The 24,557-nt window shown below is 59.1% G+C and carries 24 protein-coding genes and 2 pseudogenes; 15 read left to right on the top strand and 11 right to left on the bottom strand.

Annotated elements, in window-relative coordinates; genetic code table 11:
• The first annotated feature begins 15 nt into the window (after window positions 1-15).
• Genes N1937_RS27265 through N1937_RS27245 form a run of 5 tightly spaced genes read left to right on the top strand, consistent with a single transcriptional unit; the run spans window position 16 to window position 4,066 of the window.
• Window positions 16-984, top strand: coding sequence for a glycosylase (locus N1937_RS27265; RefSeq protein WP_260060087.1), 969 nt, complete (start codon window positions 16-18; stop codon window positions 982-984).
• Window positions 981-1,952, top strand: a complete 972-nt coding sequence (locus N1937_RS27260; RefSeq protein WP_260060085.1) for a hypothetical protein — start codon at window positions 981-983, stop codon at window positions 1,950-1,952. Before N1937_RS27265 ends, N1937_RS27260 begins: the two co-directional genes overlap by 4 nt.
• A complete protein-coding gene (locus N1937_RS27255) occupies window positions 1,949-2,401 on the top strand; it encodes a GNAT family N-acetyltransferase (RefSeq protein WP_260060084.1) in 453 nt (150 codons plus the stop codon). Before N1937_RS27260 ends, N1937_RS27255 begins: the two co-directional genes overlap by 4 nt.
• Window positions 2,398-3,147, top strand: a complete 750-nt coding sequence (locus N1937_RS27250) for a class I SAM-dependent methyltransferase (protein WP_260060083.1) — start codon at window positions 2,398-2,400, stop codon at window positions 3,145-3,147. The genes N1937_RS27255 and N1937_RS27250 overlap by 4 nt, the downstream gene beginning before the upstream one ends.
• A 40-nt stretch (window positions 3,148-3,187) precedes the next feature.
• On the top strand, window positions 3,188-4,066 hold the full coding sequence (locus N1937_RS27245; RefSeq protein WP_260060081.1) for a glycosyltransferase family 2 protein: 879 nt from the start codon (window positions 3,188-3,190) through the stop codon (window positions 4,064-4,066).
• Window positions 4,067-4,316: 250 nt separating this feature from the next.
• Here N1937_RS27245 and N1937_RS27240 read toward each other — a convergent pair whose 3' ends face one another.
• Window positions 4,317-5,198, bottom strand: coding sequence for an alpha/beta hydrolase (locus N1937_RS27240; protein ID WP_260060252.1), 882 nt, complete (start codon window positions 5,196-5,198; stop codon window positions 4,317-4,319).
• Between the two features lie 579 nt (window positions 5,199-5,777).
• On the opposite strand from N1937_RS27240, the pseudogene N1937_RS27235 reads away from it, so the two are divergent.
• Together N1937_RS27235 and N1937_RS31610 are read left to right on the top strand one after the other, a co-directional pair.
• A pseudogene (locus tag N1937_RS27235) lies at window positions 5,778-6,897 on the top strand (protein-L-isoaspartate(D-aspartate) O-methyltransferase); the annotation flags it as partial.
• Window positions 6,895-6,972 (top strand): annotated as a pseudogene (locus N1937_RS31610) (DUF421 domain-containing protein); the annotation flags it as partial. The pseudogenes N1937_RS27235 and N1937_RS31610, both read left to right, overlap by 3 nt.
• A gap of 78 nt (window positions 6,973-7,050) precedes the next feature.
• Here N1937_RS31610 and N1937_RS27225 read toward each other — a convergent pair.
• The 7 genes from N1937_RS27225 to N1937_RS27195 all read right to left on the bottom strand — a co-directional run bounded on the left by N1937_RS27225 (window position 7,051) and on the right by N1937_RS27195 (window position 14,577).
• A complete protein-coding gene (locus tag N1937_RS27225; protein ID WP_260060075.1) occupies window positions 7,051-7,815 on the bottom strand; it encodes a FadR/GntR family transcriptional regulator in 765 nt (254 codons plus the stop codon).
• Window positions 7,816-7,839: 24 nt separating this feature from the next.
• On the bottom strand, window positions 7,840-8,904 hold the full coding sequence (locus N1937_RS27220; RefSeq protein WP_170280666.1) for a four-carbon acid sugar kinase family protein: 1,065 nt from the start codon (window positions 8,902-8,904) through the stop codon (window positions 7,840-7,842).
• Window positions 8,901-9,893 (bottom strand): ABC transporter ATP-binding protein, encoded by a 993-nt coding sequence (locus N1937_RS27215; protein WP_222385988.1) that lies wholly within the window; start codon window positions 9,891-9,893, stop codon window positions 8,901-8,903. Before N1937_RS27215 ends, N1937_RS27220 begins: the two co-directional genes overlap by 4 nt.
• Complete coding sequence (locus N1937_RS27210) at window positions 9,893-10,900, bottom strand: ABC transporter ATP-binding protein (RefSeq protein ID WP_170280664.1); 1,008 nt, start codon at window positions 10,898-10,900, stop codon at window positions 9,893-9,895. Before N1937_RS27210 ends, N1937_RS27215 begins: the two co-directional genes overlap by 1 nt.
• Window positions 10,897-11,853, bottom strand: coding sequence for an ABC transporter permease (locus N1937_RS27205; protein WP_017969147.1), 957 nt, complete (start codon window positions 11,851-11,853; stop codon window positions 10,897-10,899). Before N1937_RS27205 ends, N1937_RS27210 begins: the two co-directional genes overlap by 4 nt.
• 2 nt (window positions 11,854-11,855) lie before the next feature.
• Window positions 11,856-12,812 carry an ABC transporter permease gene (locus N1937_RS27200; protein ID WP_026154671.1) on the bottom strand — a complete coding sequence of 319 codons (957 nt, stop codon included), beginning with the start codon at window positions 12,810-12,812 and terminating at the stop codon, window positions 11,856-11,858.
• 130 nt (window positions 12,813-12,942) lie between these two features.
• On the bottom strand, window positions 12,943-14,577 hold the full coding sequence (locus tag N1937_RS27195) for an ABC transporter substrate-binding protein (protein ID WP_170280663.1): 1,635 nt from the start codon (window positions 14,575-14,577) through the stop codon (window positions 12,943-12,945).
• A gap of 322 nt (window positions 14,578-14,899) precedes the next feature.
• On the opposite strand from N1937_RS27195, the gene N1937_RS27190 reads away from it, so the two are divergent.
• From N1937_RS27190 to N1937_RS27160, 7 genes are all read left to right on the top strand, one after another.
• The gene (locus tag N1937_RS27190) at window positions 14,900-15,805 is read left to right on the top strand and encodes a dihydrodipicolinate synthase family protein (RefSeq protein WP_170280662.1); all 906 of its coding nucleotides are present in this window, start codon (window positions 14,900-14,902) and stop codon (window positions 15,803-15,805) included.
• An 11-nt stretch (window positions 15,806-15,816) separates the two neighbouring features.
• Complete coding sequence (locus tag N1937_RS27185; protein WP_170280661.1) at window positions 15,817-17,004, top strand: sialidase family protein; 1,188 nt, start codon at window positions 15,817-15,819, stop codon at window positions 17,002-17,004.
• A 357-nt stretch (window positions 17,005-17,361) separates the two neighbouring features.
• A complete protein-coding gene (locus N1937_RS27180) occupies window positions 17,362-18,495 on the top strand; it encodes an iron-containing alcohol dehydrogenase (protein ID WP_260060072.1) in 1,134 nt (377 codons plus the stop codon).
• Window positions 18,496-18,524: 29 nt separating this feature from the next.
• Window positions 18,525-19,511, top strand: a complete 987-nt coding sequence (gene pdxA, locus N1937_RS27175; RefSeq protein ID WP_260060071.1) for a 4-hydroxythreonine-4-phosphate dehydrogenase PdxA — start codon at window positions 18,525-18,527, stop codon at window positions 19,509-19,511.
• A 169-nt stretch (window positions 19,512-19,680) separates the two neighbouring features.
• Window positions 19,681-19,935 (top strand): type II toxin-antitoxin system Phd/YefM family antitoxin, encoded by a 255-nt coding sequence (locus tag N1937_RS27170; RefSeq protein WP_011649626.1) that lies wholly within the window; start codon window positions 19,681-19,683, stop codon window positions 19,933-19,935.
• A complete protein-coding gene (locus N1937_RS27165) occupies window positions 19,935-20,342 on the top strand; it encodes a type II toxin-antitoxin system VapC family toxin (RefSeq protein WP_170280658.1) in 408 nt (135 codons plus the stop codon). The genes N1937_RS27170 and N1937_RS27165 overlap by 1 nt, the downstream gene beginning before the upstream one ends.
• A gap of 58 nt (window positions 20,343-20,400) precedes the next feature.
• Complete coding sequence (locus N1937_RS27160; protein ID WP_260060068.1) at window positions 20,401-20,634, top strand: hypothetical protein; 234 nt, start codon at window positions 20,401-20,403, stop codon at window positions 20,632-20,634.
• A gap of 326 nt (window positions 20,635-20,960) precedes the next feature.
• Here the strand turns inward: N1937_RS27160 and N1937_RS27155 are convergent, their stop codons facing one another.
• Together N1937_RS27155 and N1937_RS27150 are read right to left on the bottom strand one after the other, a co-directional pair.
• Window positions 20,961-21,443, bottom strand: a complete 483-nt coding sequence (locus tag N1937_RS27155) for an RES family NAD+ phosphorylase (RefSeq protein WP_170280657.1) — start codon at window positions 21,441-21,443, stop codon at window positions 20,961-20,963.
• Window positions 21,440-21,871 (bottom strand): antitoxin Xre-like helix-turn-helix domain-containing protein, encoded by a 432-nt coding sequence (locus N1937_RS27150; protein ID WP_170280656.1) that lies wholly within the window; start codon window positions 21,869-21,871, stop codon window positions 21,440-21,442. Before N1937_RS27150 ends, N1937_RS27155 begins: the two co-directional genes overlap by 4 nt.
• Window positions 21,872-21,961: 90 nt before the next feature.
• Between N1937_RS27150 and N1937_RS27145 the strand changes: the two genes are divergently transcribed.
• Entirely contained in the window at window positions 21,962-22,888 is a 927-nt protein-coding gene (locus N1937_RS27145; protein WP_260060067.1) for an alanine--tRNA ligase-related protein, read from the top strand.
• A gap of 78 nt (window positions 22,889-22,966) precedes the next feature.
• On the opposite strand, the gene glpK is transcribed toward N1937_RS27145, so the two are convergent.
• Window positions 22,967-24,469, bottom strand: coding sequence for a glycerol kinase GlpK (gene glpK / locus N1937_RS27140; RefSeq protein WP_170280654.1), 1,503 nt, complete (start codon window positions 24,467-24,469; stop codon window positions 22,967-22,969).
• Window positions 24,470-24,557 lie beyond the last annotated feature (88 nt).

Below are 24,557 nucleotides of genomic sequence, written 5' to 3'. Positions count from 1 at the left end.
CAGTCGGTGACGTAGATGTTTAAATGGCAAAAGCTGGGCAAGGTGTTCACGCCGCAAGATGTGACGGATCGGCCGTGGCTCAAGGAGTTTGCTCAGGCGCCAGCAACTCTGATTTTCGATGATTTTGTGCGCGTATACTTTTCCTGCCGGCCACCGGCAGACGAATCGGGGCAATATGTGTCGCATTCCGCTTATATCGACGTGGACAGAGCTGATTTGTTCAAAGTCAGGCACATCAGCGAACGTCCCGTTCTGGAATTGGGTAGCCTTGGTGAATTTGACCAATTTGGTACCTATCCGATTTCCGTAGCAAGAGATGGCGATATCGTTCGGGCTTATTATGCCGGCTGGACTCGTTGCGAGTCCGTGCCTTTCAACGTCGGAATCGGCCTGGCACTAAGTACCGATGAAGGTCGAACCTTCGTGAAGGCAGGTCGTGGGCCAGTGCTGCCATATTCGCCCGATGAGCCGTTTGTTTTGAGCGGTCCCAAAATCCGGCGCTTTAACAATACCTGGTACCTCTTTTACATCGCTGGCTCCAAGTGGAAGATGGCCGACGGGCGCGCTGAGCCTGTCTACAAAATAAGGCTCGCTACATCGGAAGACGGCATCCGTTGGACAAAGCTAAATAGAAACCTGATCAACAGCGTTGTCGAAGCTGATGAAGCACAGGCCAGCCCCGATGTGATTTTTGCCGGCGGGAAGTACCACATGTTCTTCTGTTACCGGTTTAGCACGAATTATAGAGGCAAAGAAAAAGGCTATCGAATCGGCTATGCATCGAGCGTTGATCTGATCAACTGGCATCGCGACGATGCCAAAGCTGGCCTAACTGTATCGGATTCGGGATGGGACGACGAGATGGTCAGCTATCCGCACGTCTTTGAGATCGATGGCAAGACCTACATGGCTTATCTCGGCAATCAGGTCGGTCGCAATGGCTTCGGTCTTGCTATTCTCGACGGAAAGTTGGGTGATGTATGACGAAGATGCGCTGGAAGAAGTTGGGTAAGATCTTCGATCCCACCCGCCATCAGCTGCCGGCAGGATGTGTCGAATATGCGCAGTCACCTCAAGCGCTCGTTTTCGACGACTTTATCCGAATATACTTCTCAACTCGCGCCGTTGACACGAATGGCAAATATCTCAGCCATATTGCTTTCGTTGATATGGATAAGACAATGGATCGGATCTTTCGAGTTTCCGACCAGCCCGTTATAGAGCTTGGGAAACTAGGCTGTTTCGACGAGCACGGCATCTTTCCCATGAACGTGATACGACATGAAGGAAAGATCTACGGCTACTCATGCGGTTGGAATCGAAGGGTTGCGGTATCGGTTGACACTGCAATCGGCCTCACCGTCAGCGATGACGACGGGTCGTCGTTCAAGAGGATCGGCGATGGGCCAGTTTTGTCTGCGTCGCTCGGAGAGCCTTGCTTGGTCGGCGATGGCTTCGTAAAGTTCATCAACGGCGCCTTCCACATGTGGTACATTTTCGGAACTGGATGGAAAGTATATTCCTCCGAAGCCGCGCCAGACCGCACCTATAAAATCGGTCACGCAACATCCCGGGATGGCATCAATTGGCAGAAGGAAGAAGCCCGGCAGATTATCGCTGATCGGCTTGGACCCGATGAAAGCCAGGCTTTACCTACGGTCATTGAGATCGAGGGGCGCCATCATATGTTCTTTTGCTACCGGCAATCGTCAGATTTTCGCACGAATAAAAGCCGTGGCTATCAAATCGGCCACGCCTGTTCGGACGACCTGATCAACTGGTCGCGCGATGACGTCGAACTAGCAATTGAAGGAACCAGCGGCGAGTGGGATTCTGACATGCTTTGCTATCCGCATGTATTTGAGTCAGACGGTGCTATTTACCTTTTGTACAATGGAAACCAGTTCGGCCGGTATGGATTCGGCGCCGCGATCTTGGAGCGGACCGCTTGACCCCAAATTGGAGCCGCAACTTCGCTTCGGTAGGCGAGATAGCCCGACATCTGAATGAGTGCGGCGGGAATTTTGTAACTGGGCTCAGTGCAAGAATCGACATTGGGATCTATGCGCAGAAAATTCTTCTAAATGCCGAGCGCTTCGAGGCATGGTCGAACGGCATGTTAGTCGGATTCTTGGCTATGTATTGCAACGACGATAAGCAGAAGTCGGCATTCATTACGAATGTGAGTGTGCTTCAGGATTGGCGAGGCCGTGGAATAGGGGGGACGTTGCTTGAGCAATGCATCGCTCACGCAGACGCAAAAGGCTTCGACACAATACGCCTTGAAGTCGAGGCAGGGAATATGGCCGCAGTCGCGGTCTATGGAAAATTTGGGTTTGTGCCGTTCGGTGGCGGGCAGTCAACGCTCATGATGAAGCTGGAATTGGGGGCAAAAAAGTGACTGACAGGCGTGACTATAACAATGAAATAAAAGACACCAGTGATCATCGTTATGCTTACAATTTCGATTTCGATGTAATGCATCATTATATGCTGCAGTCCTTTATTCCATTCTTTCGTCCGGGGAGTCTACTTGAGCTTGGAAGTTTTCGAGGTGATTTCACCAAACGAGTGATGCCGTATTTTGACGACATCACCTGCGTCGAAGCATCCGACGAGGCGATAGCCATAGCAAAACGCGATCTAGGCGACGGGCCGATATTTATCAACGACGTGTTCGAAGGCGTGACGTTGCCCAAGCGCTACGACAATATTCTGCTGACGCACGTTCTCGAGCATCTGGATGATCCTGTAGGAGTGCTTAGACGCGTCAACGAGGAATGGTTGTCGGAAGGTGGTAGGCTCTTCTTGGTTTGCCCAAATGCGAACGCTCCATCACGTCAGATCGCAGTCAAAATGGGTTTGATAAGTCACAATTCGGCAATAACGCGAGCGGAGTTGGAACACGGTCACCGGATCACATACTCGTTGGACACCTTGGAGCGCGATGCTAAATTAGCGGAACTAAATGTGGTGCATCGCTCTGGCATTTTCTTTAAAGCGTTGGCCAATTTTCAGTGGGATCGGCTGCTGCAGACCGACATTATCTCCAGCGAATATCTCGAGGGGTGTTATCAACTGGGACAAATCTATCCCGATCTTTGCGCCAGTATTTTCCTTATGTGCGAAGCTGGCGGGACGCGCTAATTGCGTCCAACTTCAATCTTCTCAAGTCCGGAGGGTATCGATGCCGCGTGTATCGATCTGTATTCCCGCATATAACCCCGATTATTTCGAGTTATGCCTTCGAAGTGCGCTGGCCCAAAGCTTTGTCGATGTTGAAATTATTGTGTCAGACGACTGCCCGACCGATGCGATTAAGGCAATATGTAAGAAATATGACCGGTTTGTTCAATATAGCCGTAATCCGAATCCCGGGCCGGAGAGCAACGTGCGTCGACTGGTGCAGATTGCGAACTGCGAATACATAAAATTCCTGTTCGATGATGACGTTCTTCATCCTTTTTGCGTGCAATTCCTGTTGGAGGCACTCGATGCGACAAGGGATAGAAATACGCGCCTTGCGTTTTCTCCACGCCATCTGATCGATGACCGAAATCATACGACTGGTTTCATCAACCATTTCAATGCTTCCGGAGACGGCCTGAAAATCGTTTCCGGCCGAGATTTCCTAAGGTTGACGGCCCTCAATCATGTGAATCTTGTCGGGGAGTACACAACAGCCTTATTTCGCAAGGCGGACGCATTTGATAGCGATGGACAATTCCGGTTGTATCGCATGGAAGGTGATCTCTTCCGAGGCTTGATTGACCTGTCGGCGTGGGTTGAATTGGCTCAACTCGGCGATTTCGTTATACATCCCAAGCCGCTCTCGTACTTTAGGCGCCATGAGAACGCCACGTCGAACCCGCAGATCAACTGGAAGTTCATCTATGCGATCACCTATTATGAGGATGTGCTTAATTTTGCCTTTGAAAAAGGCTATCTGCCAGCAAGCGATTTACCTGCATCATATCGCAACCTCGTGAATACCTACCGCTATTGGCAAAATTCATTCCCGCAGCTTAATGCAAGAATTGCACAGATCGAAGATGCATTTACATAGAGGTGGAATGACACGCCCGCGGGGAGTGGAAGCCCTCTTCCGTCTGGTGCCCTAACCGACATACGAAGGGCGCTTCCTTCGTGATGGAACCCTTATAGTCGAAGGCCGCACGCGCCAAGGCGCGAAAAAATCATCGCTTTCGTCTATTTATTTCGGCTGTGGAAAATCGCGGCGTCCGTTTACCGCAGACGCGCAGCACAGGCTGGGCAACGACGTATATCGATGCGTCGTGAAACCCTTGTATAGAGCGTCACATATCGGTCAAATCCTCGACGGCGAACGCGATGCTCACTGCACGATTCACGGCCGCCGCAAGAACGGACATGTGGGTCTCGCCGGCATAAAGCTCGAATTCGGTGCGCAATCCGTCGGCAGTGCCGTTTAATCGCTCCGCCATCTCCCGCGCCAGGAGGACGGTCCGCTCCGTCTTCCTCTTCTCCAGACGCGCAGGGGCATCCTCGTTCCGGTACTGGAAGGGTGCCAGCTCATCGCCTTCGTATTCTCCGGCGGACAAATGCAGAAAGGGTGCATTCCCCGGTGCCTCTTGACGTTGCGCCTCGTTCTTGAGGATTTCGCTGTTCTCCCAATAGATGGTGGGGCTGGCCGCAATCCAGTTGGCAAACAGAGCCGGACGCTCGAACAGGGCATAGAGAGTAAAGAGGCCGCCGAAGGAATGTCCGAAAAGCGATCGGCGTCTCGGATCCAGGATCACCCTCTCTGCAATCCGCGGGATAAGCTCGTTCTCGATGAAATCCACCAGTTTGCCGGTCCCTCCGATGACAACCGGCGGACCGCCCTCAACGAACGGCGGATAGGATTTGACCGGCGGAGGGCCCAGGTCCCAAGACCGGCGGAGCGGATCATAGGGCTCGTCGGACGGGTAGCCGATCGCCGCGATCACCCCCCAACCGACATTCGTCCCCGTCGGATAAGGTGCCTGCGTGACCAAACTGGCGACCGCGAAGGGGAAAGTGGCGTTGCCGTCCGTCAGAACGAGAAGCGGCCATCCTCCCATTGGCGGTCTCTCCGCCGGAATGGAAAGGAATATGCGATAGGGCTCGCCGCCCGCAGCAGGAGCCAGATCGAAAAAACACGTTCCGGGCATCGAATAGACGCTGGTATGATTGATCATGAGAAAGTTTTCTGATGCTTGAGGATCGGAGAAGGGAAATTGATGTTGGTGCAGTTCATTAGTGGGTTTCGAAGCTTCCAAGGTTGGTGCAACGCTTGCTGATATCCAGACTTCCGCGAAAGCGCTTCGTGGCTAGGCTGATCTAACCTGGTTCCAGGCATGATTTGAAGATCCGGAGCTATCGAGCTGCCGGTCTCGTTCTTCGATCGCTGGCCGCGCTATTCAACGCGCGGGTGTGACATTCCAACTTTGCAGAAGCAAGACACGTCAACGTTGCAGCCGCAAAGTTGCGGCTATAAAGGATAGCGCGGAACTTAAGTCTTTGTAATGACATAGATGTATCTCGTTCCATAACATGCGTTACGCCGCAAATTTGTGTAGCCGGCATTCTATTTCCAACTGCGGCATGCCAATGTTTACAATGTTTCGCCTTGGTGATCTTAGGTGCCGCTTTGCCATACCTTTGGCGCTTGCCGAAAACCTGCTCCTCTCAGGAACTCCCCAGGCGCTGACTTGTTTTACATTCTGCGCCACCCAGAAGTTTGCCCAAGGTGCAATCGGCGACAGTGGAGCTGATCCATGGATAAGACGCGCATCCGAGATCGCATGGTGGAGCACCACGTTACGCGTCGTGGCATTCGCGATCCGAGCGTGACCGAAGCGATGCGCACGGTGCCGCGCGAAAAATTCGTTCCTCCAGGCACCGAGGAATGCGCCTATGAGGATGCGCCGCTGCCGATCGGCGAAGGCCAGACAATTTCGCAGCCGTTCATCGTCGCTCTGATGCTCGAAAAGGCCAATCTGGATGCCGGCGACACAGTGCTCGAGGTCGGAACGGGCTCCGGCTACGCTTCAGCCCTCCTGAGCCGGATAGCAAGGCATGTCTATTCCATCGAGCGCCATGAAGGGCTGGCGCTTCAAGCCAAGGAACGGTTCGAGAAGCTGGGATACCGCAACATTGACGTTCGCGTCGGCGACGGCAGCAAAGGCTGGGTGGAAGCCGCTCCGTTCGATGCCATTATTGTTTCTGCGAGCGCGCCCGAGGTGCCAACCGCCTTGAAAGAACAGTTGGGCTTCGGAGGGCGGCTGATCATCCCGGTCGGCCGCGGTGAAGGGCAGCGCCTGAAACGGCTCACGCGCACCGGGGATACCACGTTCGAAGAAGAAGATCTCGGCGGGGTGATCTTCGTTCCCTTGATCGGCGAAGACGCCTGGACCGCTACCCATCCGATGTACACGGCGACGGCCCCCTGCTTGCCCGGAACAGTTGCCTCCGAGCCAAGTTCTCCGCAAGACGCACAGGGAGGGGCATGGGAAAGATACACAAGTTGCCCGCGTTGCCGGAAAGTGTGCTCGATCATAGTGAATTTCAGCAAAAATTCTGGGCTGTTCAACGTATTTCCTGGATGGTTTTCACGCTTCTTCTAGTGACCTGCTTGCTGGGCTTGCTTGAAAGAGGCGGTCCGTTTTCACGGCAATCACTCATACTGCCCGAAGGATCCGGGGATTTTCCCGTCATCTCCCGATGGAATGCTCCCGAGGACATGACGGTGACCTTCGCACCGTCATCCGAAGACAGGGTCTTGCCGCCTTTCTTCAAGGCTTTTCGGTCCAGGGCATCGATCCGCCTCAAAAGGCGACCTTCGCGCGCGATGGCCGGATAGGCTATGTGTTTCCTGCCGACCCGCCAGAACCGAGCGTTGCGGAGATAAAATTTGCCATCCTCGAAGTGAGCGGCAACATCAGCATCATCAAGAAGCAGAAATCCGGCTGACAATTGCCAGCGAAGGAGCATCCCGCGGTATGGCAGGAACTCCCTGGCAATTTCGAGCTGCCAGCTGTGGGACGCGCTTCAGAAGGATAGGTCGAGCACCCTGCCCTCGAACAAGCGGTCCCGGGAGCCTTCGAGATGCGCCTTCATCAGTCTCTGTGCATCGTCAGGCCGGCCATCGGCGATCGCCTTGTAGATGGCATTATGCTCTTCGTAGACCTGTTCCAGCCCTTGCCGGGGGCCGAGCAAAGACAGGCCGTGGAGATGCATGCCGACGGCGATATGGGCCTTCAGCGCGTCGATCGAGGCCGTGTAATAATGATTGTTGGCAGCCTCCGTGACCGCGCGGTGGAAGAGGAAATCGGCGTCGGTGCGGTGAAGCTGATGGCTGGTCGCTTCGCGCAGATCCGCAAGCGCGCTGGCGATCTTTTGGATCGCCTGCTCATTGCGGCGCTTGGCGGCAAAATAGGCGGCCGCCGGCTCGATCGTCAGGCGGAATTCGTAGCAGCGCTGAATGTCGGCGATCGTCTTCACCGGCGAATAGGCAAGCTGCGTCGTCGGCGATCCATGTGCGCTGACGAAGGTGCCGGCGCCCTGTCGGGCATAGACCATACCCTGATCGCGCAGGCGCGCTAAGGCATCACGGACGATCGGCCGCGACACGCCCAGCATCGAGGCAAGCTCGTGCTCGCCGGGAAGACGTGAATCCGGCGAATAGTTTCCGCCGCGGATACGCTCGAGCAGCTGGTCGAAGACGCGATCGACCAGCTTGACGGCCTTGCCGCGTTCGGGCTTGCCCGGCGGGCCGGCTTCCGCGTTCAAAGATTCGCCATTCACTTCAGCCACGTCATTCTCCCCGGCGGTATCTTGCTATGCCGCCCGATTCCAAAGAACCAGTCTTAACAAACTATCGGGCTTGCCGAAGCCCCCCGACTTCACGGCGCACCGAAAATGCCGCCCGTCGGCTGCCGTGACATCGAACCACGGCACGCCGGCTTCGATTTCGCCCTTCGGCGCCAGAACTCTGACCCCGAGCGCCTGGAAAACGGCAAGCGCCGTATCGCCGCCGCCGACCATCAGCATATCAGGCCTCGTGTCGTCGATGACCGTTCTGACGCCTGCCGCAAAACGGCGAGCGACCAGTGCCGCATCGGCCGCCATATCGCCAGTGCAACGCAGCAGCGCCGGCAGCGCTATGCCCTCTCCGACTTCGACCTGCCCCTTCGGCGCGTCCACGACCATGCGTAGGACACCCGAGGCTTGGAGCCGGTCCATCTGGATAGCAGTAATCGGGTCGCGCGAGCCAAAGGCGAACAGGGTGCGCCGGGTCGCCGCAAATTCCGGCAGCGGCTGTCGTCCCATTTCGCCGAGCTGGCGGGCAAGCGCGGCCCCGAGGCCCCTTGCGCCGACAGCAAGTGTCGTCAGCCAGTCATGCCCCTCCGCGATCTGGTCGAGATCGCCATCGTCCTCGGCATCGGCAATCACGACGCCGTCCGCGCTGATTTCGAACAGCTCAGCGATCGGTAGCGGCTGGTTGATGCCGCGGCCGACGACACACCCTCGGTAGGTCAACCGCTCCTGATCGGGAATGGCGGGCGCTACTAGGATGGTCTTCAGATCGAATGCCTTCGCCAGCGCCAGGCTCTCGGCCGCGACATTGCCCTTGAGCCGGGAATCGATCTTCTTCATGATGACCGCCGGCTTCTCGCGACGAAACACCGCTGCCGCCGACCGTACTCTTTCGGCGGCTTCGCGCTCATCCAGCGCGCGGGAGGCGGTGTTGATGACGACAACGTCACAGCCGGTGGCGATCGCATCCTCTGCGGCCTCGACATCGACGGCGACCGCAACCGAAAGCCCGGCTTCGACGAAGGGCGTGCCGGTATCGAGCGCGCCCGTCAGATCATCGGCAATAATGGCCGCCTTCAGCGTCATGCGGTCTGTCCGGTGTTGACGGCGTGGCAGGCGACGAGATGGCCGGGCTTTGCCTCCTTCCACGCGGGAATGACCTTGCTGCAGACGTCCATGGCGATCGGGCAACGCGTGTGGAAACGGCAGCCCGACGGCGGGTTCAGCGGGCTCGGCACATCACCCTGCAGGATCTGGCGCTGGCGCGTGCGCTCATGCTCCGGATCGGTTTCCGGGACGGCCGACAGCAACGCCCTGGTATAGGGGTGCAGCGGATTGTCGAAGAGTTCCTCGCGGGTGGCAAGTTCGGCGAGCCGCCCGAGATACATGACGCCGACGCGGGTGCTGATATGGCGCACGACTGCGAGATCATGGGCGATGAACAGATAGGTCAGCCCGTATTTTTCCTGCAGATCGAGCAGCAGGTTGATGATCTGCGCCTGGATCGACACGTCGAGCGCCGAGATCGCCTCGTCACAGACGATAAATTTCGGCTGGCAGGCGAGCGCGCGGGCAATGACGACGCGCTGTCGCTGGCCGCCGGAAAGCTCATGCGGGTAACGCTGGGCAAATCGCTTGGGCAGGCCGACATCGGTGAGCAGCGTTGCCACCCTGTCCTTCAGCTCGGCCTTGGTGCAGAGCCTATGAAAAAGGATGGGTTCGCCGATCGCCTCACCCACCGTCATGCGCGGATTGAGCGTCGAATACGGATCCTGGAAGACGATCTGCAGGTCCCGGCGGAAGGGCCGCATTTGTTTTTCATCGAGCGTCGCGAGGTCCTGGCCCTTGTAGACGACCTTGCCGCTGGTCGCCTTGTAGAGGTTGAGGATGGTGAAACCTGTCGTCGACTTGCCGCAGCCGGATTCGCCGACGAGGCTCAGCGTCTCGCCTTCCATGATGTCGAGGTTGACATTGTCGAGCGCATAGACGGTCGCCGAGCGTTCGCCGAAGGCGCCGAGCTTGACGTGGAAATGCTTGACCAGGTTTTCGATCTTGAGCAGCGGTTGAGCGCCCATCACGCGGCCTCCTGCATTCTCTGGACGACGAAACAGGCGGCGCGGTGATTGGCGCTGCCGCTCAACGGTTCGAGCTGCGGCACCTTCTCGTGACAGATGTTTTCGGCAAGCGGACAGCGCGGCGCAAACGGGCAGCCCTTCGGCCGGCGGCCAGGCTCCGGCGGCGTGCCGCCGATCGAGCTCAGCCGGCTTGCTGGCGGGTCCGAGAGCTTCGGGATCGATGACAGCAGACCGCGCGTATAGGGATGGCTCGGGCGGGCATAGAGCTCGTCGACCGGCGCATCCTCGACGACCGTGCCGGCATAGAGCACCGCGACGCGATCGACGAGGCCGGCGATCAGCGCCAGATCATGGGTTATCCAGACGACCGACATGCCGAGCTTGGCCCTGAGATCCTTCACCAGATCGACGATCTGGGCCTGGATGGTGACGTCGAGCGCCGTCGTCGGCTCATCGGCAATCAAAAGCTTCGGATTGCAGGCAAGGCCGATCGCGATCATCACGCGCTGGCGCATGCCACCGGAAAGCTCGTGCGGATAGGCCTGCAGACGCTCTTCCGGACCGGGAATGCCGACGAGACGCAAGAGTTCGACGGCGCGGGCGCGCGCTTCGGCCTTGCGCATCTTGCGGTGATAGATCAGCGGCTCGCAGATCTGCTCGCCGACGCGCATGACCGGATTGAGCGAGGTCATCGGATCCTGAAAGACGAAGCCGATATCGCCGCCGCGCACCTTGCGCAGCTCGCGATTTGACATCGTCTGCAGGTCGCGGCCATCGAATGTCGCCGATCCCTTGGTGACTTTGATCTTGTTCGGCAACAGCCGCATCAGGCTCAGCATGGTCAGGCTCTTGCCGCAGCCGGATTCGCCGACGACGCCAAGCGTCTCACCCTTGTTGACATGCAGATCAATGCCGTCGACGACGATGGCGGCGCCGTTGCGGCCGTCGATCTCGACGGTGAGGTTCCTGACATCGAGCAGGCGGTCGGTGTCTTTCGTATCCATCATTTACTGCCCCGCGGATTGAGCGCGTCGTTGAGGCCATCGCCAAGGAAGCTGAAGGCAACCGAAGCAAGGCCGAGCACGGCCGCCGGAGCGGCGAGAAGGTGGGGATAATGCTGCCAGACACGCAGGCCGTCGGAGATCATGTTGCCCCAGCTCGGTGTCGGCGGATTGACCCCGACGCCCAGGAAGCTGAAGGCGCTTTCCAGCACCATCGCTGTGCCGAGGCCGGCGCTGACCGAGACGATCAAAGGCCCCAGCGCATTCGGAATGACATAACGCTTGATGATGATCCAGTTCGACAGGCCGAGCGCTTGGGCCGCGGTGATATAGGGCCGGCTGCGGATCGACAGCACCTGGGCGCGGACGAGACGGGCGTAAGGCGGCCAGGAGATCAGCGCCATCGAGCCGAAGACGAGGATGAAATCCACCCACATGGTTTCGCGGTAGAAGGGATTGAGGGTCGCGAGGTAACGCGCCTCCATCCATTTGCTGATCGGCGATTTCAGCGAGGCGTTGATGACGACGACGAGCAGCAGGTTGGGAACCGACATCGTCACGTCGGTCAGCCACATGATGACGCGATCGAACGGATTGCCGAAGAAACCGGCGACTGCCCCGAGCACCAGGCCGATCAGCACGGCGAAGACGGTGACAATGACGGCGACGAGGAAAGCGGTGCGCGTGCCGAAAACCACCCGGCTGAAGACGTCGCGGCCGAGATCATCGGTTCCGAAGAGGTGGCTCATCGACGGCAGGACGTTGCGGGCGTTGAGATCCTGACTCAGATAGTCATAGGGCGTGAGATAAGGCCCGAACATCGCCGTGAAGGCGAGGATCAGGACGATGACGAGGCCGAAGATGGCAAGCCTGTTACGCTTCAGCCGATGCCAGGCGTCGCGCCACAGGCTGACCGGCTCTTCGACGGTTTCGATGGTGGAAAGAGGGATGGCGGACATGGTCAGCGGCTCCTTCTTGAATCATTGGCGCGCGGGTCGAGCAGCGGATAGAGCACGTCCACCAGGAGGTTCGAGACCATCACCAGGAACGACCCGATCAGCGTGATAGCCAGAATGACCGGATAATCGGAATTGATCAGCGCCTGCACCGTCAACCGGCCGAGGCCCGGCAGGCCGAAGACGAGTTCGACGAAGATCGCGCCGTTGACGATGGTGATCATGATCAGGCCGAGCTGCGTGACGACAGGCGTCAGCACCGGCCGCAGGATATGGCGCAGCGCCACGATGATCTCTGGCACGCCCTTGGCGCGGGCGGTGCGGACGAAATCCTCCGACAGAACCTCGATGACGGCGGCGCGCGTCTGACGCACGATCAGCGCGATCGGCTGGAAGGAAAGGACGAGCAGCGGCAGCAGGATACGGACATCGAGGATGCCGCCCCAGCCATAGGGCACGCTCGCACCCGGCAGCAGCACGATCAGGCCGACCATCAGCAGCGGACCGGCGACATAGGCCGGGATCGCCCAGAGGAAGAGCGCGGAGCCCAGAATGGCATAGTCGATGCGCGAATTCTGGTTGAGCGCGGCGATCATGCCGAGCGGGATCGCGACGACGGCGGTCAGGATGATGGAACAGAGCGCAAGCTGGAAGGAGACGGGGGCTGCGGCCGAGACCATCGCCCAGACGGAGCGGCCCGAGGTCAGCGAATTGCCGAACTGGCCGTGCAGCAGGTTCCAGATGTAAAGGCCGAACTGGATGATGAAGGGTTTGTTGAGGCCGGCACTTTCGCGAATGGCTTCGATGCGCTGCGGATTATAGGCGACGTCGCCCGGCGCGCGCAGGAAGATCAGCTTGATCGGATCGCCGGCGCCATAGAAGGCCAGCGCGTAAACCGCCAGCATCACCACCAGAACGGACGGAATCCAGATGGCAAATCGGGTTAGCACGTAGCGCAGCAAGGCCACCTCCCACCTGTTGTTCGATGCGTTCCCGCTTTTGGCTGCGATCGCATCTCTTCTTCTTGAAACTTGCGCGAAGGCCTTGCGGCCTTCGCGCGGGTTATTGCCGATTGGAACGATTTCCGCCGGATCAACCGATGGAAATGTTCCAGGGTTCGACGACCTGCCAGTCAAGGTTCTTTTCCAGGCCCTTGACGTCCTTGGTAGCCCAGCGCGACATCGCCTGAGAATACCATGGAATGAAAGCCCAATCCTCGCGGAACGCCTTCTGGGCTGCCTGAGCGAGAGCGATACGCTGCGGATCGTCCGCAGCCTTGGTCGTGGCTTCGGCCAGAGCGTTGTCGACCTTGTCGTTCTTGTATCCGCCAAGCTTGTTTTGCGCATTCGACGAGGTCGAGGCGATGCTGCCCGCCAGATAGGATACGGCATCCGGCACACGGGTGCCGACGTCGTCGCGAAAGATTTGGATCGAATTCTGATCCGGACCCGCATAGGCGTCCTGCTGCGGCTTCATGTCGACGGCCGTGATGCCGAGATTCTGGCGCCACTGCTCGGCGATGAACTGGGCGGCAGCCTGAATGGCCGGCCCCGAGATGCCGACGAATAGGATCTTCGGCAAGCGCTCCGGGCCGCCATAGGTCGATTCCGCAAGCAGCTTCTTGGCAGCCGCCGGATCGTAAGGGTATGGCTCGAAGCCGGAATTCTCCGCACCTGGGACCGAGTTGAGAATCTGATCGGCCTTCTTGTGCGGCCCGTCGGGGTAGGACGCCTTGAACAGGCCATCGCGATCGACCGCCATGATCAGTGCCTGGCGGACCTTCGGATCGTCCATCGGCGCACGGGAGATGTTGAACCAGAAGTGCTGGCTGGTCGGGATCAGCGGGCCGGCGGAAAATTCCGGGCCGAGATCCTGGATGATGGTCGAGGTGATCAGTTCGGTATGAGCGTTGAACTCGCCCGACTTGATCAGCGACGTCGCGGAGACATTGTCCTCGATCGAGGTGATGTCGATGCGCGCAAGCTTCGGCTTCGGTCCGAAGAAGTTTTCATTCGGCTCGAACGTGATCTTGCCTGCGTCGATGTCGATGCTGGTGAGTTTGAACGGACCCGAAAAGACCGGCTTGCTGTCAGGCTTGTACCAGTCGATAATCTCCTCGCCGTCGCTGCCGCGCGACTGCGACGCCTTGGTGATCGGCGCGATGTGGTTTGCCAGGCGCATGAAGAAGATCGGATCGGCGGCTGCCAGCGTCACGACGACCGTTCCATCGTCGGGCGTCGCGACACCCGTCAACTCGTTGCCGGAGCCGGAGGCGATTTCGGCATAACCCCTGACCTTGCTCAGCACCTGGTCGGCGCGCTGGCTCTTGGTGTTCGGCATCGAGGCGACTTCCCACGATCCCTTGACGTCCGCCGAGGTGATCTTGCTGCCGTCGGAGAAGACGGCTTTGGGGTCGATCTTGAAGGTCCAGACTGTGTTGTCAGCCGATTCCCAGCTGGTGAAGACGTAAGGTTTGATATTGCCTTTGCTGTCGAAATACATCGGCGATGCCCACCAGATCGAATTCCAGCGGAACGTCCTGCCGCCGCCGCGCAGCGGCGACCAGTCCTGGTCGAAGGCCGGATGCGCGACCTTCAGGACCTGGCCTTCATCGGCCATGACGATGCGGGCATTCATCCCGAATACGGTGAGGCCGACGCCGGCTGCAAGGCCGAGCTTCAGCGCGTTGCGACGTGATATATTGGTTTTATCCGATTGATCAGACATGGCATTCCTCCCAGAGTGAATTCGGCAGCGCTCTCCCTGCACCTGCCAGGCGCAGCACAATCCGTTCCGTATCGTTCTCTCGTTATTGTAAATATGTCAACAAAAAATCTCTATTTTCATCCAATCAAAATTTTATCTTAAAAATATACAAATGATAACAGACAAATAGGTTTTAGCAGCTGCATCGCCGCGTTTTGTCTTCTTGACAAAAGCGCGGCGATGGAAAAGTTCTTGCTCTCCATGGCGACAAACGAATGACATCGAATGCGCAGCCGGGCGTTCGAACACGGATCCCCGGACAGGACGCGCCGAGGAGGGCAAAATGAGCCATCACAGGATTACAGGCGTATTCAGCGCGTCCGCAACGCCGCTGACTGCAGACAATTCACCCGATCTCGCACTATTCACCGATCATTGCCGACAGCTGCTGGCCGAGGGATGCCATGGCGTGGCGCTGCTTGGCACGACGGGCGAGGCCAATTCGTTCTCCGGAGCCGAGCGCCGCGCCATTCTGGAAGCAGCACTTGAGGCTGGTATTCCCGCCGACAGGCTTTTGCCGGGCACCGGCGTTGTGGCCATTCCCGAGACCGTGGAATTGACCCGGCACGCGCTGTCGCTTGGCGTCACCAAGGTGGTGATGCTGCCACCCTTCTACTACAAGGGCGTCTCCGACGATGGTCTCTTCGCCGCCTATTCGCAGGTGCTGGAGAAAGTCGCCGACACCCGCCTGCAGGTCATCCTCTATCATATTCCGCAGGTTTCAGGCGTTCCGCTATCCATTCCGCTGATCGGGCGGCTGATTGCGGCCTTCCCGGAAACGGTCGTCGGCATCAAGGAATCTGCCGGAGATTTCAATAACATGCAGGCGATCATCGCCGCCTATCCAGGCTTCTCGGTGCTAGCGGGCGCCGACCCGCTGCTGCTGCCGTTGCTGAAGGCGGGCGGCGCTGGCTGCATCACGGCCACCTCCAATCTCGTGGCGGATTCGCTCCGCACCGTCTACGACCATGTCCATGACGAGGCGCGCGCCGCCGATGTCGAGGCGGCACAGGCCCGGATCAACGCCTATCGCACGCTTTCCAATTCCTACGTCCAGATACCCGCCATCAAGGCGATGGTGGGGCTGAAGACCGGCAATCCCGCCTGGAAGCGCACGCGCGCACCGTTGATGCCGCTCGGCGATGCCGACTATGCCGCACTCGCCGAAAGCTACGCCAAGCTGCCTTGAGGAGATCCGTCATGAGTTTTACCGGCCTGCCTCCGGAAGCCGTTCCGGCCCTAATGACCGGGGTCATCGCCCCTCACCCCACGGTCGAGGGTCGTGCGGATGCCTATCTGCCCTCCCCCTGCATCCAGAACCATGCCGCAAATCTCGCTTTTCTGCCCGACGGCACGCTAACCTGCGTCTGGTTCGGCGGCACGATGGAGGGCATGGGTGATATCTCGATTTACATGTCGCGGCTGGCGCCGGGCTCCGAGCGCTGGTCGGTGCCGGAAAAGATGAGCGACGATCCGGAGAAATCCGAACAGAACCCGTTGATTTTCAAGGCTCCGGACGGAAAAATATGGCTGCTCTATACGTCGCAGACTTCCGGAAATCAGGATGGTTCAGTTGTCAAATGCCGGATTTCAGGCGACGGCGGCCAGATCTTCGGCCCGGTTCGTATCCTTTGCGACAGTCCCGGCACCTTCGTTCGACAACAGATCGTCGTCAACGGCAAAGGCGACTGGCTGCTTCCGGTCTTCCGCTGCGTCGGCCTGAATGGCCAGCGCTGGAGCGGCGATGCCGATACGGCGGCCGTGCTGGTGTCGCGTGATGGCGGCGCCAGCTGGCAGATGCGCGATATTCCAGGTAGTATTGGCGCGGTGCACATGAACATCCTGCCGCTTGGCGGCGACGCGATGATCGCCTTCTACCGCAACCGTTTCGCCGAAAACATCCTGTCCAGCCGATCATCCGACGGCGGCGAGACATGGAGCGCGCCCGAGCCCGCCGAATTGCCGAACAACAATTCCTCGATCCAGGCCACTGTCCTGAATGATGGAGCAATCGCAATGGTTTACAACCATTCGAATGCCGCCATGTCGGATGCACGGCGCCAGTCTCTCTACGACGAAATCGACGGTGGCGAGGCTGGAGAGACAGCCGTCGTGGCCGATACCAGTGCACGTAAGGCCGTCTGGGGTGTTCCGCGTGCGCCGCTGAGCCTTGCGATATCGAGGGATGGCGGCAAGAGCTTTCCGCATCGCATCGACCTCGATACCGGCGACGGCTTCTGCCTCAGCAACAATTCGAAGGATTCGCTGAACCGCGAATTCTCCTATCCGTCGATCGTCCAGGGCAGCGACGGCACGCTCCATATCGCCTACACCTACTACCGGCGCGCCATCAAATATATCAGTCTTGCCCCCAAATCCCTGCCGTGAACAAAGCGGCAGCCGGAAAATTGTAAACCTGCGTCCGACCGCATACGAGAGGATGTAGAATGACAACGCCTGCGGGTTGACTGACGGAAGAAAATGACAACAGAATCGGATTATTCACCGCCGTCGCAAAGGATAATGGCCAGCGGTGCCTGACGTGCCGTTTTCATCGATATATTCCATAAATCACTGACATATTTACCTATATTAGAATGGAAGCGCCGCCTTGAAGTGCGATTGATCGCAAATCTGGCGACAAAAAATTCCGCTTGCTGGAATGTCGGCTTGACATTGATCTTACAACTTTACATTAAAGAGGGCGACGATAGTGCCGCAAGATCTTGCAGGGAGGACTGGTTCATGGCCAGCTTGGATTCGCCGATCACGATAGTTCGGCCGCATCTGATCGAATTCGGGGTCGGCACGGCGGGAAAGCTTGGCAAATGGGCTGATGAAAAGGGCTATCGGCGCACGCTCGTCATCTCCGATGCCTTCAACGCTTCACGCATCGACGTGCTGGAGCTGAAGGGCGAGGTAACCGTCTTTGCCGAAGTGACGCCTGAACCGGATACGGCCAATCTCGAAAAGGTCCTGGCGGCGGCAAACGCCGCCGATGCCGAACTGATCGTCGGCTTCGGCGGCGGCAGCGCCATGGATCTGGCAAAACTCGCCGCAGTGCTTGCCGGTTCCGCCCAGACGCTGCGGGAGGTCGTCGGTCCGAACCGGGTGCATGGGCCGCGCAAGGTCGCGCTCGCTCAGGTGCCGACGACATCGGGCACCGGCAGCGAGGCCGGCATCCGCGCGCTGGTCACCGATCCGGCGACGATGGCAAAGCTTGCCGTCGAAAGCCTGCATATGCTGGCCGATATCGCCGTCATCGATCCTGCTTTGACCTTCAGTGTCCCGGCCCGCACGACGGCGGCAACCGGCGTCGATGCCATGGCCCATTGCGTCGAGGCCTTCACCAACCGCAAGGCCCATCCGATGGTCGACATCTATGCGATCGAGGGAACGCGGCTCGTCGGCAAATATCTCGCCCGCGCCGTCAGGGATGGCAATGACGCCGAGGCGCGTGCCGGCCTCTCGCTCGCCTCGCTTTACGGCGGATTCTGCCTCGGCCCGGTCAACACCGCCGGCGGCCATGCGCTCGCCTACCCCCTCGGAACGCGCTGGCATGTGGCCCATGGCGCGGCCAATGCGCTGATCTTTCCGCATGTTCTCGCCTTCAACACACCATCCGCGCCTGAGAAAACCAGGGCGGTGATGGAAGCGCTTGGGCGTGAAACCTCCGAAAACGTCACCTCCGTCTTCGATGCGGCTTACGCTTTCTGCGCCGAACTCGGCATCGAGATGAAGCTTTCCGGCCTCGGCGTGCCGGAAAGCGATCTCGACGCCATGGCCGAAGACGCCTTTGCCATTCGCCGTCTGCTCGATAACAATCCGCGCGATCTCACGCGCGCCGACATTCGCTCGATTTATGCGGCCGCCTTCTAGGCGACGGGTCTTTGGAAGGAACTCGATTGATGGACAGGAATGCGAAAGTCGCGGTAACGCTCGGCGATCCGGCCGGCGTCGGCCCCGAGGTGATCGTCAAGGCCTTGGCTGCCCTTCCAAGGGAGGAGCGCCGCGATTTCGTGATCGTCGGCAATGTCGAAGCGCTGGAGCGCGCCGACCGTGTCAGCGGCACCGGACTGCGGTTCGGGGCTGCCGATATAACCAGCGACGACAGGATCGCCGTCGACGAAGTCGCGCTCGGCGCGGCCCTCCCCGAAATCGGCAAGGTCAGCCCGGTCGCCGGCGATGCCTCGGTGCGCTACATCACCCGCGCCGTCAATCTCGCCATGTCGGGGCAAGCCGATGTCATCGTCACCGCGCCGATCAACAAAGAGGCGATGAACCTCGCCGGCCATCACCATGACGGCCATACCGGGCTGCTCGCGCATCTCACCGGCTCGAAGAGCTCCTTCATGCTGCTTGCCTCCGAGCGGCTGAACACCATCCACGTCTCCACCCATATCTCGCTGAAGGGTGCGATTGAGCGCGCCAAGACCGAGCGGGTGCTGGCGACTATCGAAGCCGGCCACCGGCATTTCCTGCGGCTCGGCCGCAAGGCACGCATCGCCGTCGCAGGCCTCAATCCGCATTGCGGCGAGAACGGCCTGTTCGGCACCGAGGATACGGAATTCCTGGCGCCCGCCGTCGAGCAGGCGCAGGCAAAGGGCATCGACGTCGTCGGGCCGATCTCGGCCGATACGGTGTTTGCCCGCGCGTATAACGGCGCCTTCGATCTGGTCATCGCCCAGTATCACGACCAGGGTCATATCCCGATCAAGCTCGTCGCCTTCGACACGGCGGTCAACGTCTCGCTCGGCCTGCCGATCGACCGCGTCTCGGTAGATCATGGCACCGCCTTTGACATTGCCGGCACCGGCAAGGCAAACCACGCCAACATGCTCTCGGCCATCGCCTATGCTAGGCTGATGGCCCGCTCGCCGCGGCAGAGAGCGTGATCGCGGCTTCCAGTAAGACCGACAGGTGCCGATCACCAACACAACGATGTCGAACTTTGTTATGACACCTCATAGCAGAACCGGACTCTGTCGTTCAGGAACGTCCCGCCGTTGACGTACAAGCATTCCGCGCCTACATAGCTAGACAGTCTAGCTAGGAGCGGAATCGATGGAATGGCAACTGCAGGACGCCAAAAACCAATTTTCGAAGGTCGTGCAGAAGGCCCGACAAGAAGGGCCGCAGGTAGTGACCGTGCGTGGCGAGCGCACGGCCGTCGTTTTGTCCGCCCGCGACTATGACGCCTTGCGCGCCGGCAGGCCGACGCTCGTCGACGACCTTCTCGGTGGCCCCGCCTGGGACGATGAGTTCGCCGATGCGGTCGAAGCACGCAACAAGACGCCAAGCCGCGACGTTGCCTTCTGATGTATCTGGTCGACACCAACATCATCTCGGAGGCGCGACGCGGCACGCCGCAGGCGGTCTCCTGGCTGCGCTCCGTCGATCCGCTCACCATCCACCTGAGCGCGCTGACGCTTGGCGAGATCATGCGCGGCATTGCCCTCAAACAGAAATCGGATCCGAAGACCGCGGCGCATCTCGCCGAGTGGCTACGCAAGCTGCGTTATGATCATGGCGACCGGATCCTGCCGGTGACCGACGAGATCGCCGTCGAATGGGGCCGTATCGCCGGCATCCGGCCGCGTGGCGATATCGACGGGCTGATCGCCGCAACCGCGATCGTTTATGATCTGATTGTCGTTACTCGCAATGTCGGTGATTTCGATGACACCGGCGCAGCGGTGATAAATCCATGGGAGACGGACGCGTGAGTAGTCGAAGCAGCGCTCACCGCAGAAACCCAGTCTGGCGGCACCTAAAGGGAAGAAAATGTTTTCAGCAGAGAAATATCTTGATACCGGTGGCGTTGTTGTCGGCGCGATAATCTTGTCGAGTGTGGTTTTATTTTTGGTTATTCAGGAAGTTCGAGAGGTTATATTCTATAAAAGAAATAATTGGAACTTTGATTTAGACAGCAACGTCGGGATTAGGTTGTATAATGGCGATTCAACCGACGAAAAAGATCGAACAAATCAAGGGTTTGTTTCGGTACTCCGTTCATGATTTTCGGATTCGGAGTACTGCTGACCGCGTGTGGGGCGATTATATTGTCGCAGTAAATTTCGTTTTATCTAACCGGGAATTTCAGGGGTCGCGATGGCAAGCCAAGGCGCAATGTACATTCTGCTACAACGGACGATGGGTTCTTTTCGGTCCATGATTCCCAATTTACTAAGTGCCTGGCATCCTCAACGGTAAGATTGCCGGGGCTCGCGACCGATGCCATTCCGGAGCCCGATGCACAGCAGCTTGAAGGCCAGCCCGCAAAGGAGCTGCAGAGCGTGATCCCGATCGGGGATGCAGGAGCGCTGACTGAAGGGCCCTCCCCATCACATGCCGAACAAGCGACGATCCCAGAAGACCGGTTGGTGGAGGCTTACCGCGATCGAGGCGAATTCCGGATGGGCCGGATTGATCAATATGTTGCGGTCGACTCGGGCGACGACGCTTGGGACCAGCAGGATGGCGCTGCGTTTTTCCTGGCACCATTTTTCGCCGAAAGCCTTGCTGACAACAGCCGGCATGCTGTCCCAGCCGGGCAGCGCGGGCTCGGAGAAGACTTCGTAGCTTAGCCCACGCGGCAGGGTGATCGTGACATAGTGCTGGTTGGGCGGCAGCCGCCCGCTGCCATGGACGAGTTTTTCCAGCAGCGCCGTCGAATAGTGCTCGCTCGTATAGATGATCGGGCTGCCCGACATGTTCCACCGTCCCGGCGCGATGGTCGAGCCAGTGGCGTCGAAGATCGGATAGCTTCCGTTGGGATCTCCGATGCGGACGGATGTCAGTGTGCGGTCAAGAACCTGTGCGCTCACGCAGCGCTGCCGTATTTCAGGCTTCCGAGAATATCGAGCACGAGCTCGCCGCCGATCTCGCTCTGGATGACCACGTCGATTGGCCGCCTGTCCTCCAGCATTGCATGCGGCCGAAACAGGAAATCACGTGCCTCGGTCTCGGTCTGCCAGACATCGAGCGCCGATCCCCAGACGCGCGCCAGACGGGCGAGCTTTATGCCCTCGTCGGAGGAGAGCCGATGCTTGGTCTTGCGCCGCTCATAGGTGGCCTTTGGAACGAGCCTATATTTGAACTGGGTATCATCAGGCGCCAGAAGCAGCGCCATGCGATCAAGCGCCTTGACTGGCAAGCCTTCCTCAATGCTGGAGAGCAGGCCAAAGGCTGAGCGCGATGCGGGTTCCCTGGCGGGCAATCCGAGAACGTCGGCGATGACTGCAAATCCCATCATGGCAAAGCTCCTTCCCACTTGAGGCTATATTTAGTCTCAAGTGAGCCAATCTTCAAGAGCGCCATTCGGCTTATCTTCGATAGCGGCAGGTTGCCGTGCACGCCGGAGACCACTATCTTTTCCAAAGGCACACGAACAACGAAGGAGGTTGCCTATGTCACCGCGGGACGCCTGATCCAGCAATATCAACAGTTCTGCCTTTCCAAAGGCATCGATTTCATACGCATCCAATCCGTACGGCCGCATGATGATACCACGCTCTTCTGCAGCGCTGGAATGCAGCAGTACAAGCCCCTCTTCTCCGATCCCTCCCATAGTGGAACCGTCGCAAACAGCCAGGCTTGCCTGCGCATGGGCGACCTCGACGAGATCGGCGACGGAACCCATCTTCTCCATTTCACCATGCTCGGCCTTTTCTCCTTCAGGGAAATGACCGTCGGCAACGCCATCGATTTCTGGCTCGAATTTCTGGGAACGCTGGGGCTCGTGCCGGATCATGTAACGATCCATCCGGACCGCCTGGTGGAATGGACGCCGCTCTATGGTGGGCGCGTGCCCATCATGCCGGATCCGGAATGCATGTGGAGCGATGGCAGCATCAGCGGATACTGCACCGAGTTTTACAAGGATGGCGCCGAGATCGGAAACATCGTCAATCCGCTCGGAACCTGCATCGACGTCGGCTTCGGCGCAGAACGGCTCGACATGATCGTCAACGGCACGCCGCAAGACGATGCGCTTGGGACACTGTGCGAGACAGTCATGACAATCGTGGAAAGCGGCTACCGGCCGAGTAATAAGGAGCAGGGATATGTCTTGCGAAAACTGCTCCGTCGCATCCACAAGATGGGCGGCACGCTCGATCACCCCTTCTTCAAGGAAGAGGTCGAGCGCCAGAAGCGGCTGCGCGCCAAATATCTGCGTCTGCGTGAACGCCATTCCGAGATGAGTCCCGACTGGTGGTTCGACACCCATGGCATCGATCTCTTCGACATACAGGAGATCATCGGCAAATAGCAGGGACAAGTCTTCCTGAGACAATTGCGGGAGGCCTTGCCATCGCTATGGAAGCCTCGTGGCGATGGCCCCGCGCTGCTACCCCGCCGAGGCGTCCGAAATCATTCTGGATACGGCATTCTTCCAGCCGATGATCTTGCCCTGCCGCTCGGTCTCGTCCATCGAAGGGCTGAAGCGGCGGTCGCAGGCCCAGGCCTGCGCAAAATCCCGCTTGCCGGGCCAGATGCCGACTTTTGAGCCGGCAAGCCAAGCTGCGCCCAGCGCCGTCGTCTCGCGGATCGCCGAGCGGTCGACGGGGTTTCCCGTCATATCGGCCAAGCACTGCATCGTCCAATCCGACGCCGCCATACCGCCATCGACGCGCAGCACCGTTTCCAGCTGGTTGACGCCCCAGTCCTTCTTCATCGCCACCAGCAGATCGAGCGTCTGGTAGGCGACGGATTCGAGCACGGCGCGGGCGAACTCCGCCGGCCCGCTGTTTCGCGTCAGACCGAAGATCGCGCCGCGCGCAGCCGGATCCCAATAGGGCGCGCCGAGGCCGGTGAAGGCCGGAACGATATAGACCTGCTGTCCGGGATCGGCCTTGGCGGCAAGCACCCCGGCCTCGGATGCCTGGCCGATGATGCCGAGGCCGTCGCGCAGCCATTGCACAGCGGCACCGGCGATGAAGATCGAGCCTTCGAGCGCATAGGTCGTCTCGCCGTCGAGCCGGCAGGCGATCGTCGTCAACATCCGGTTGGAGGAGGAAACACGATCCCTGCCGGTGTTCAACAGGGCAAAGCAGCCGGTGCCGTAAGTGGATTTCATCATGCCGGGTTCGAAACAGGCATTGCCCATCGCCGCTGCCTGCTGGTCGCCGGCCACACCAAGGATCGGAAGTTCCGCGCCGAACAGCGCCTTGGCGACGCGGCCGAAATCATCGGCGCATTCCCTGACGTCAGGAAGCATGGCGGCCGGAATGCGGAGAACGCCGAGAAGCTCCTCGTCCCAGGCACCGTCATCGATATTATAGAGCAGCGTTCTCGACGCATTGGTCGCATCGGTGGCATGCACGCGTCCATTAGTCAGATTGTAGATCAGCCAGCTGTCGATCGTGCCGAAGCAGACCTCACCGGCCTCGGCCTTCTCACGCAGGCCATCGACGTTGTCGAGCAGCCAGCCGAGCTTCGTTCCGGAGAAATAGGGGTCGAGCAGCAGGCCGGTCTTGGCGCTGAACAGCTTCTCATATCCATCGGCCTTCAGGCTCTCGCACATTTCGGCCGTGCGCCTGTCCTGCCAGACGATCGCCCGGTGAAGCGGCGCGCCTGACCGTCGGTCCCAGATGACCGCCGTCTCGCGCTGATTGGTAATGCCGATCGCGGCAATGTCGGCGGCATCAATAGCGGCATCGGCGATCGCCCTGCGCACAGTATCGACGACGGACTGCCAGATTTCCGCGGCGTCGTGCTCCACCCATCCGGGCTGCGGATAATATTGGGTGATCTCCGCCTGCGCCGAGCCGGCCATTTTCATGTCGCTGTCGAAGACGATCGCGCGCGAGGAGGTCGTGCCCTGGTCGATTGAAAGAATATAGCCGCTCATATCCGTCTCCGGCTCGCACGAAACCGCTCCGCCCGGCAAAGAGGGCGGATGCGGAGATTTCATGAGAGAAAGATTATGGGTGCCACCG

The sequence above is a fragment of the Rhizobium sp. WSM4643 genome, from assembly GCF_025152745.1.
Classification (GTDB): domain Bacteria; phylum Pseudomonadota; class Alphaproteobacteria; order Rhizobiales; family Rhizobiaceae; genus Rhizobium; species Rhizobium leguminosarum_I.
This window is presented reverse-complemented; position numbering and strand designations above follow the sequence as displayed.

Coding starts and splice junctions, on each gene's coding strand:
- N1937_RS27170 (WP_011649626.1), top strand. CDS start 19,681: ATGGAATGGCAACTGCAGGACGCCAAAAACCAATTTTCGAAGGTCGTG.
- N1937_RS27165 (WP_170280658.1), top strand. CDS start 19,935: ATGTATCTGGTCGACACCAACATCATCTCGGAGGCGCGACGCGGCACG.
- N1937_RS27245 (WP_260060081.1), top strand. CDS start 3,188: ATGCCGCGTGTATCGATCTGTATTCCCGCATATAACCCCGATTATTTC.
- N1937_RS27190 (WP_170280662.1), top strand. CDS start 14,900: ATGAGCCATCACAGGATTACAGGCGTATTCAGCGCGTCCGCAACGCCG.
- N1937_RS27160 (WP_260060068.1), top strand. CDS start 20,401: ATGTTTTCAGCAGAGAAATATCTTGATACCGGTGGCGTTGTTGTCGGC.
- N1937_RS27215 (WP_222385988.1), bottom strand. CDS start 9,893: ATGGGCGCTCAACCGCTGCTCAAGATCGAAAACCTGGTCAAGCATTTC.
- N1937_RS27185 (WP_170280661.1), top strand. CDS start 15,817: ATGAGTTTTACCGGCCTGCCTCCGGAAGCCGTTCCGGCCCTAATGACC.
- N1937_RS27150 (WP_170280656.1), bottom strand. CDS start 21,871: ATGATGGGATTTGCAGTCATCGCCGACGTTCTCGGATTGCCCGCCAGG.
- N1937_RS27220 (WP_170280666.1), bottom strand. CDS start 8,904: ATGACGCTGAAGGCGGCCATTATTGCCGATGATCTGACGGGCGCGCTC.
- N1937_RS27205 (WP_017969147.1), bottom strand. CDS start 11,853: ATGTCCGCCATCCCTCTTTCCACCATCGAAACCGTCGAAGAGCCGGTC.
- N1937_RS27240 (WP_260060252.1), bottom strand. CDS start 5,198: ATGATCAATCATACCAGCGTCTATTCGATGCCCGGAACGTGTTTTTTC.
- N1937_RS27265 (WP_260060087.1), top strand. CDS start 16: ATGTTTAAATGGCAAAAGCTGGGCAAGGTGTTCACGCCGCAAGATGTG.
- N1937_RS27210 (WP_170280664.1), bottom strand. CDS start 10,900: ATGATGGATACGAAAGACACCGACCGCCTGCTCGATGTCAGGAACCTC.
- N1937_RS27180 (WP_260060072.1), top strand. CDS start 17,362: ATGGCCAGCTTGGATTCGCCGATCACGATAGTTCGGCCGCATCTGATC.
- pdxA (WP_260060071.1), top strand. CDS start 18,525: ATGGACAGGAATGCGAAAGTCGCGGTAACGCTCGGCGATCCGGCCGGC.
- glpK (WP_170280654.1), bottom strand. CDS start 24,469: ATGAGCGGCTATATTCTTTCAATCGACCAGGGCACGACCTCCTCGCGC.
- N1937_RS27260 (WP_260060085.1), top strand. CDS start 981: ATGACGAAGATGCGCTGGAAGAAGTTGGGTAAGATCTTCGATCCCACC.
- N1937_RS27195 (WP_170280663.1), bottom strand. CDS start 14,577: ATGTCTGATCAATCGGATAAAACCAATATATCACGTCGCAACGCGCTG.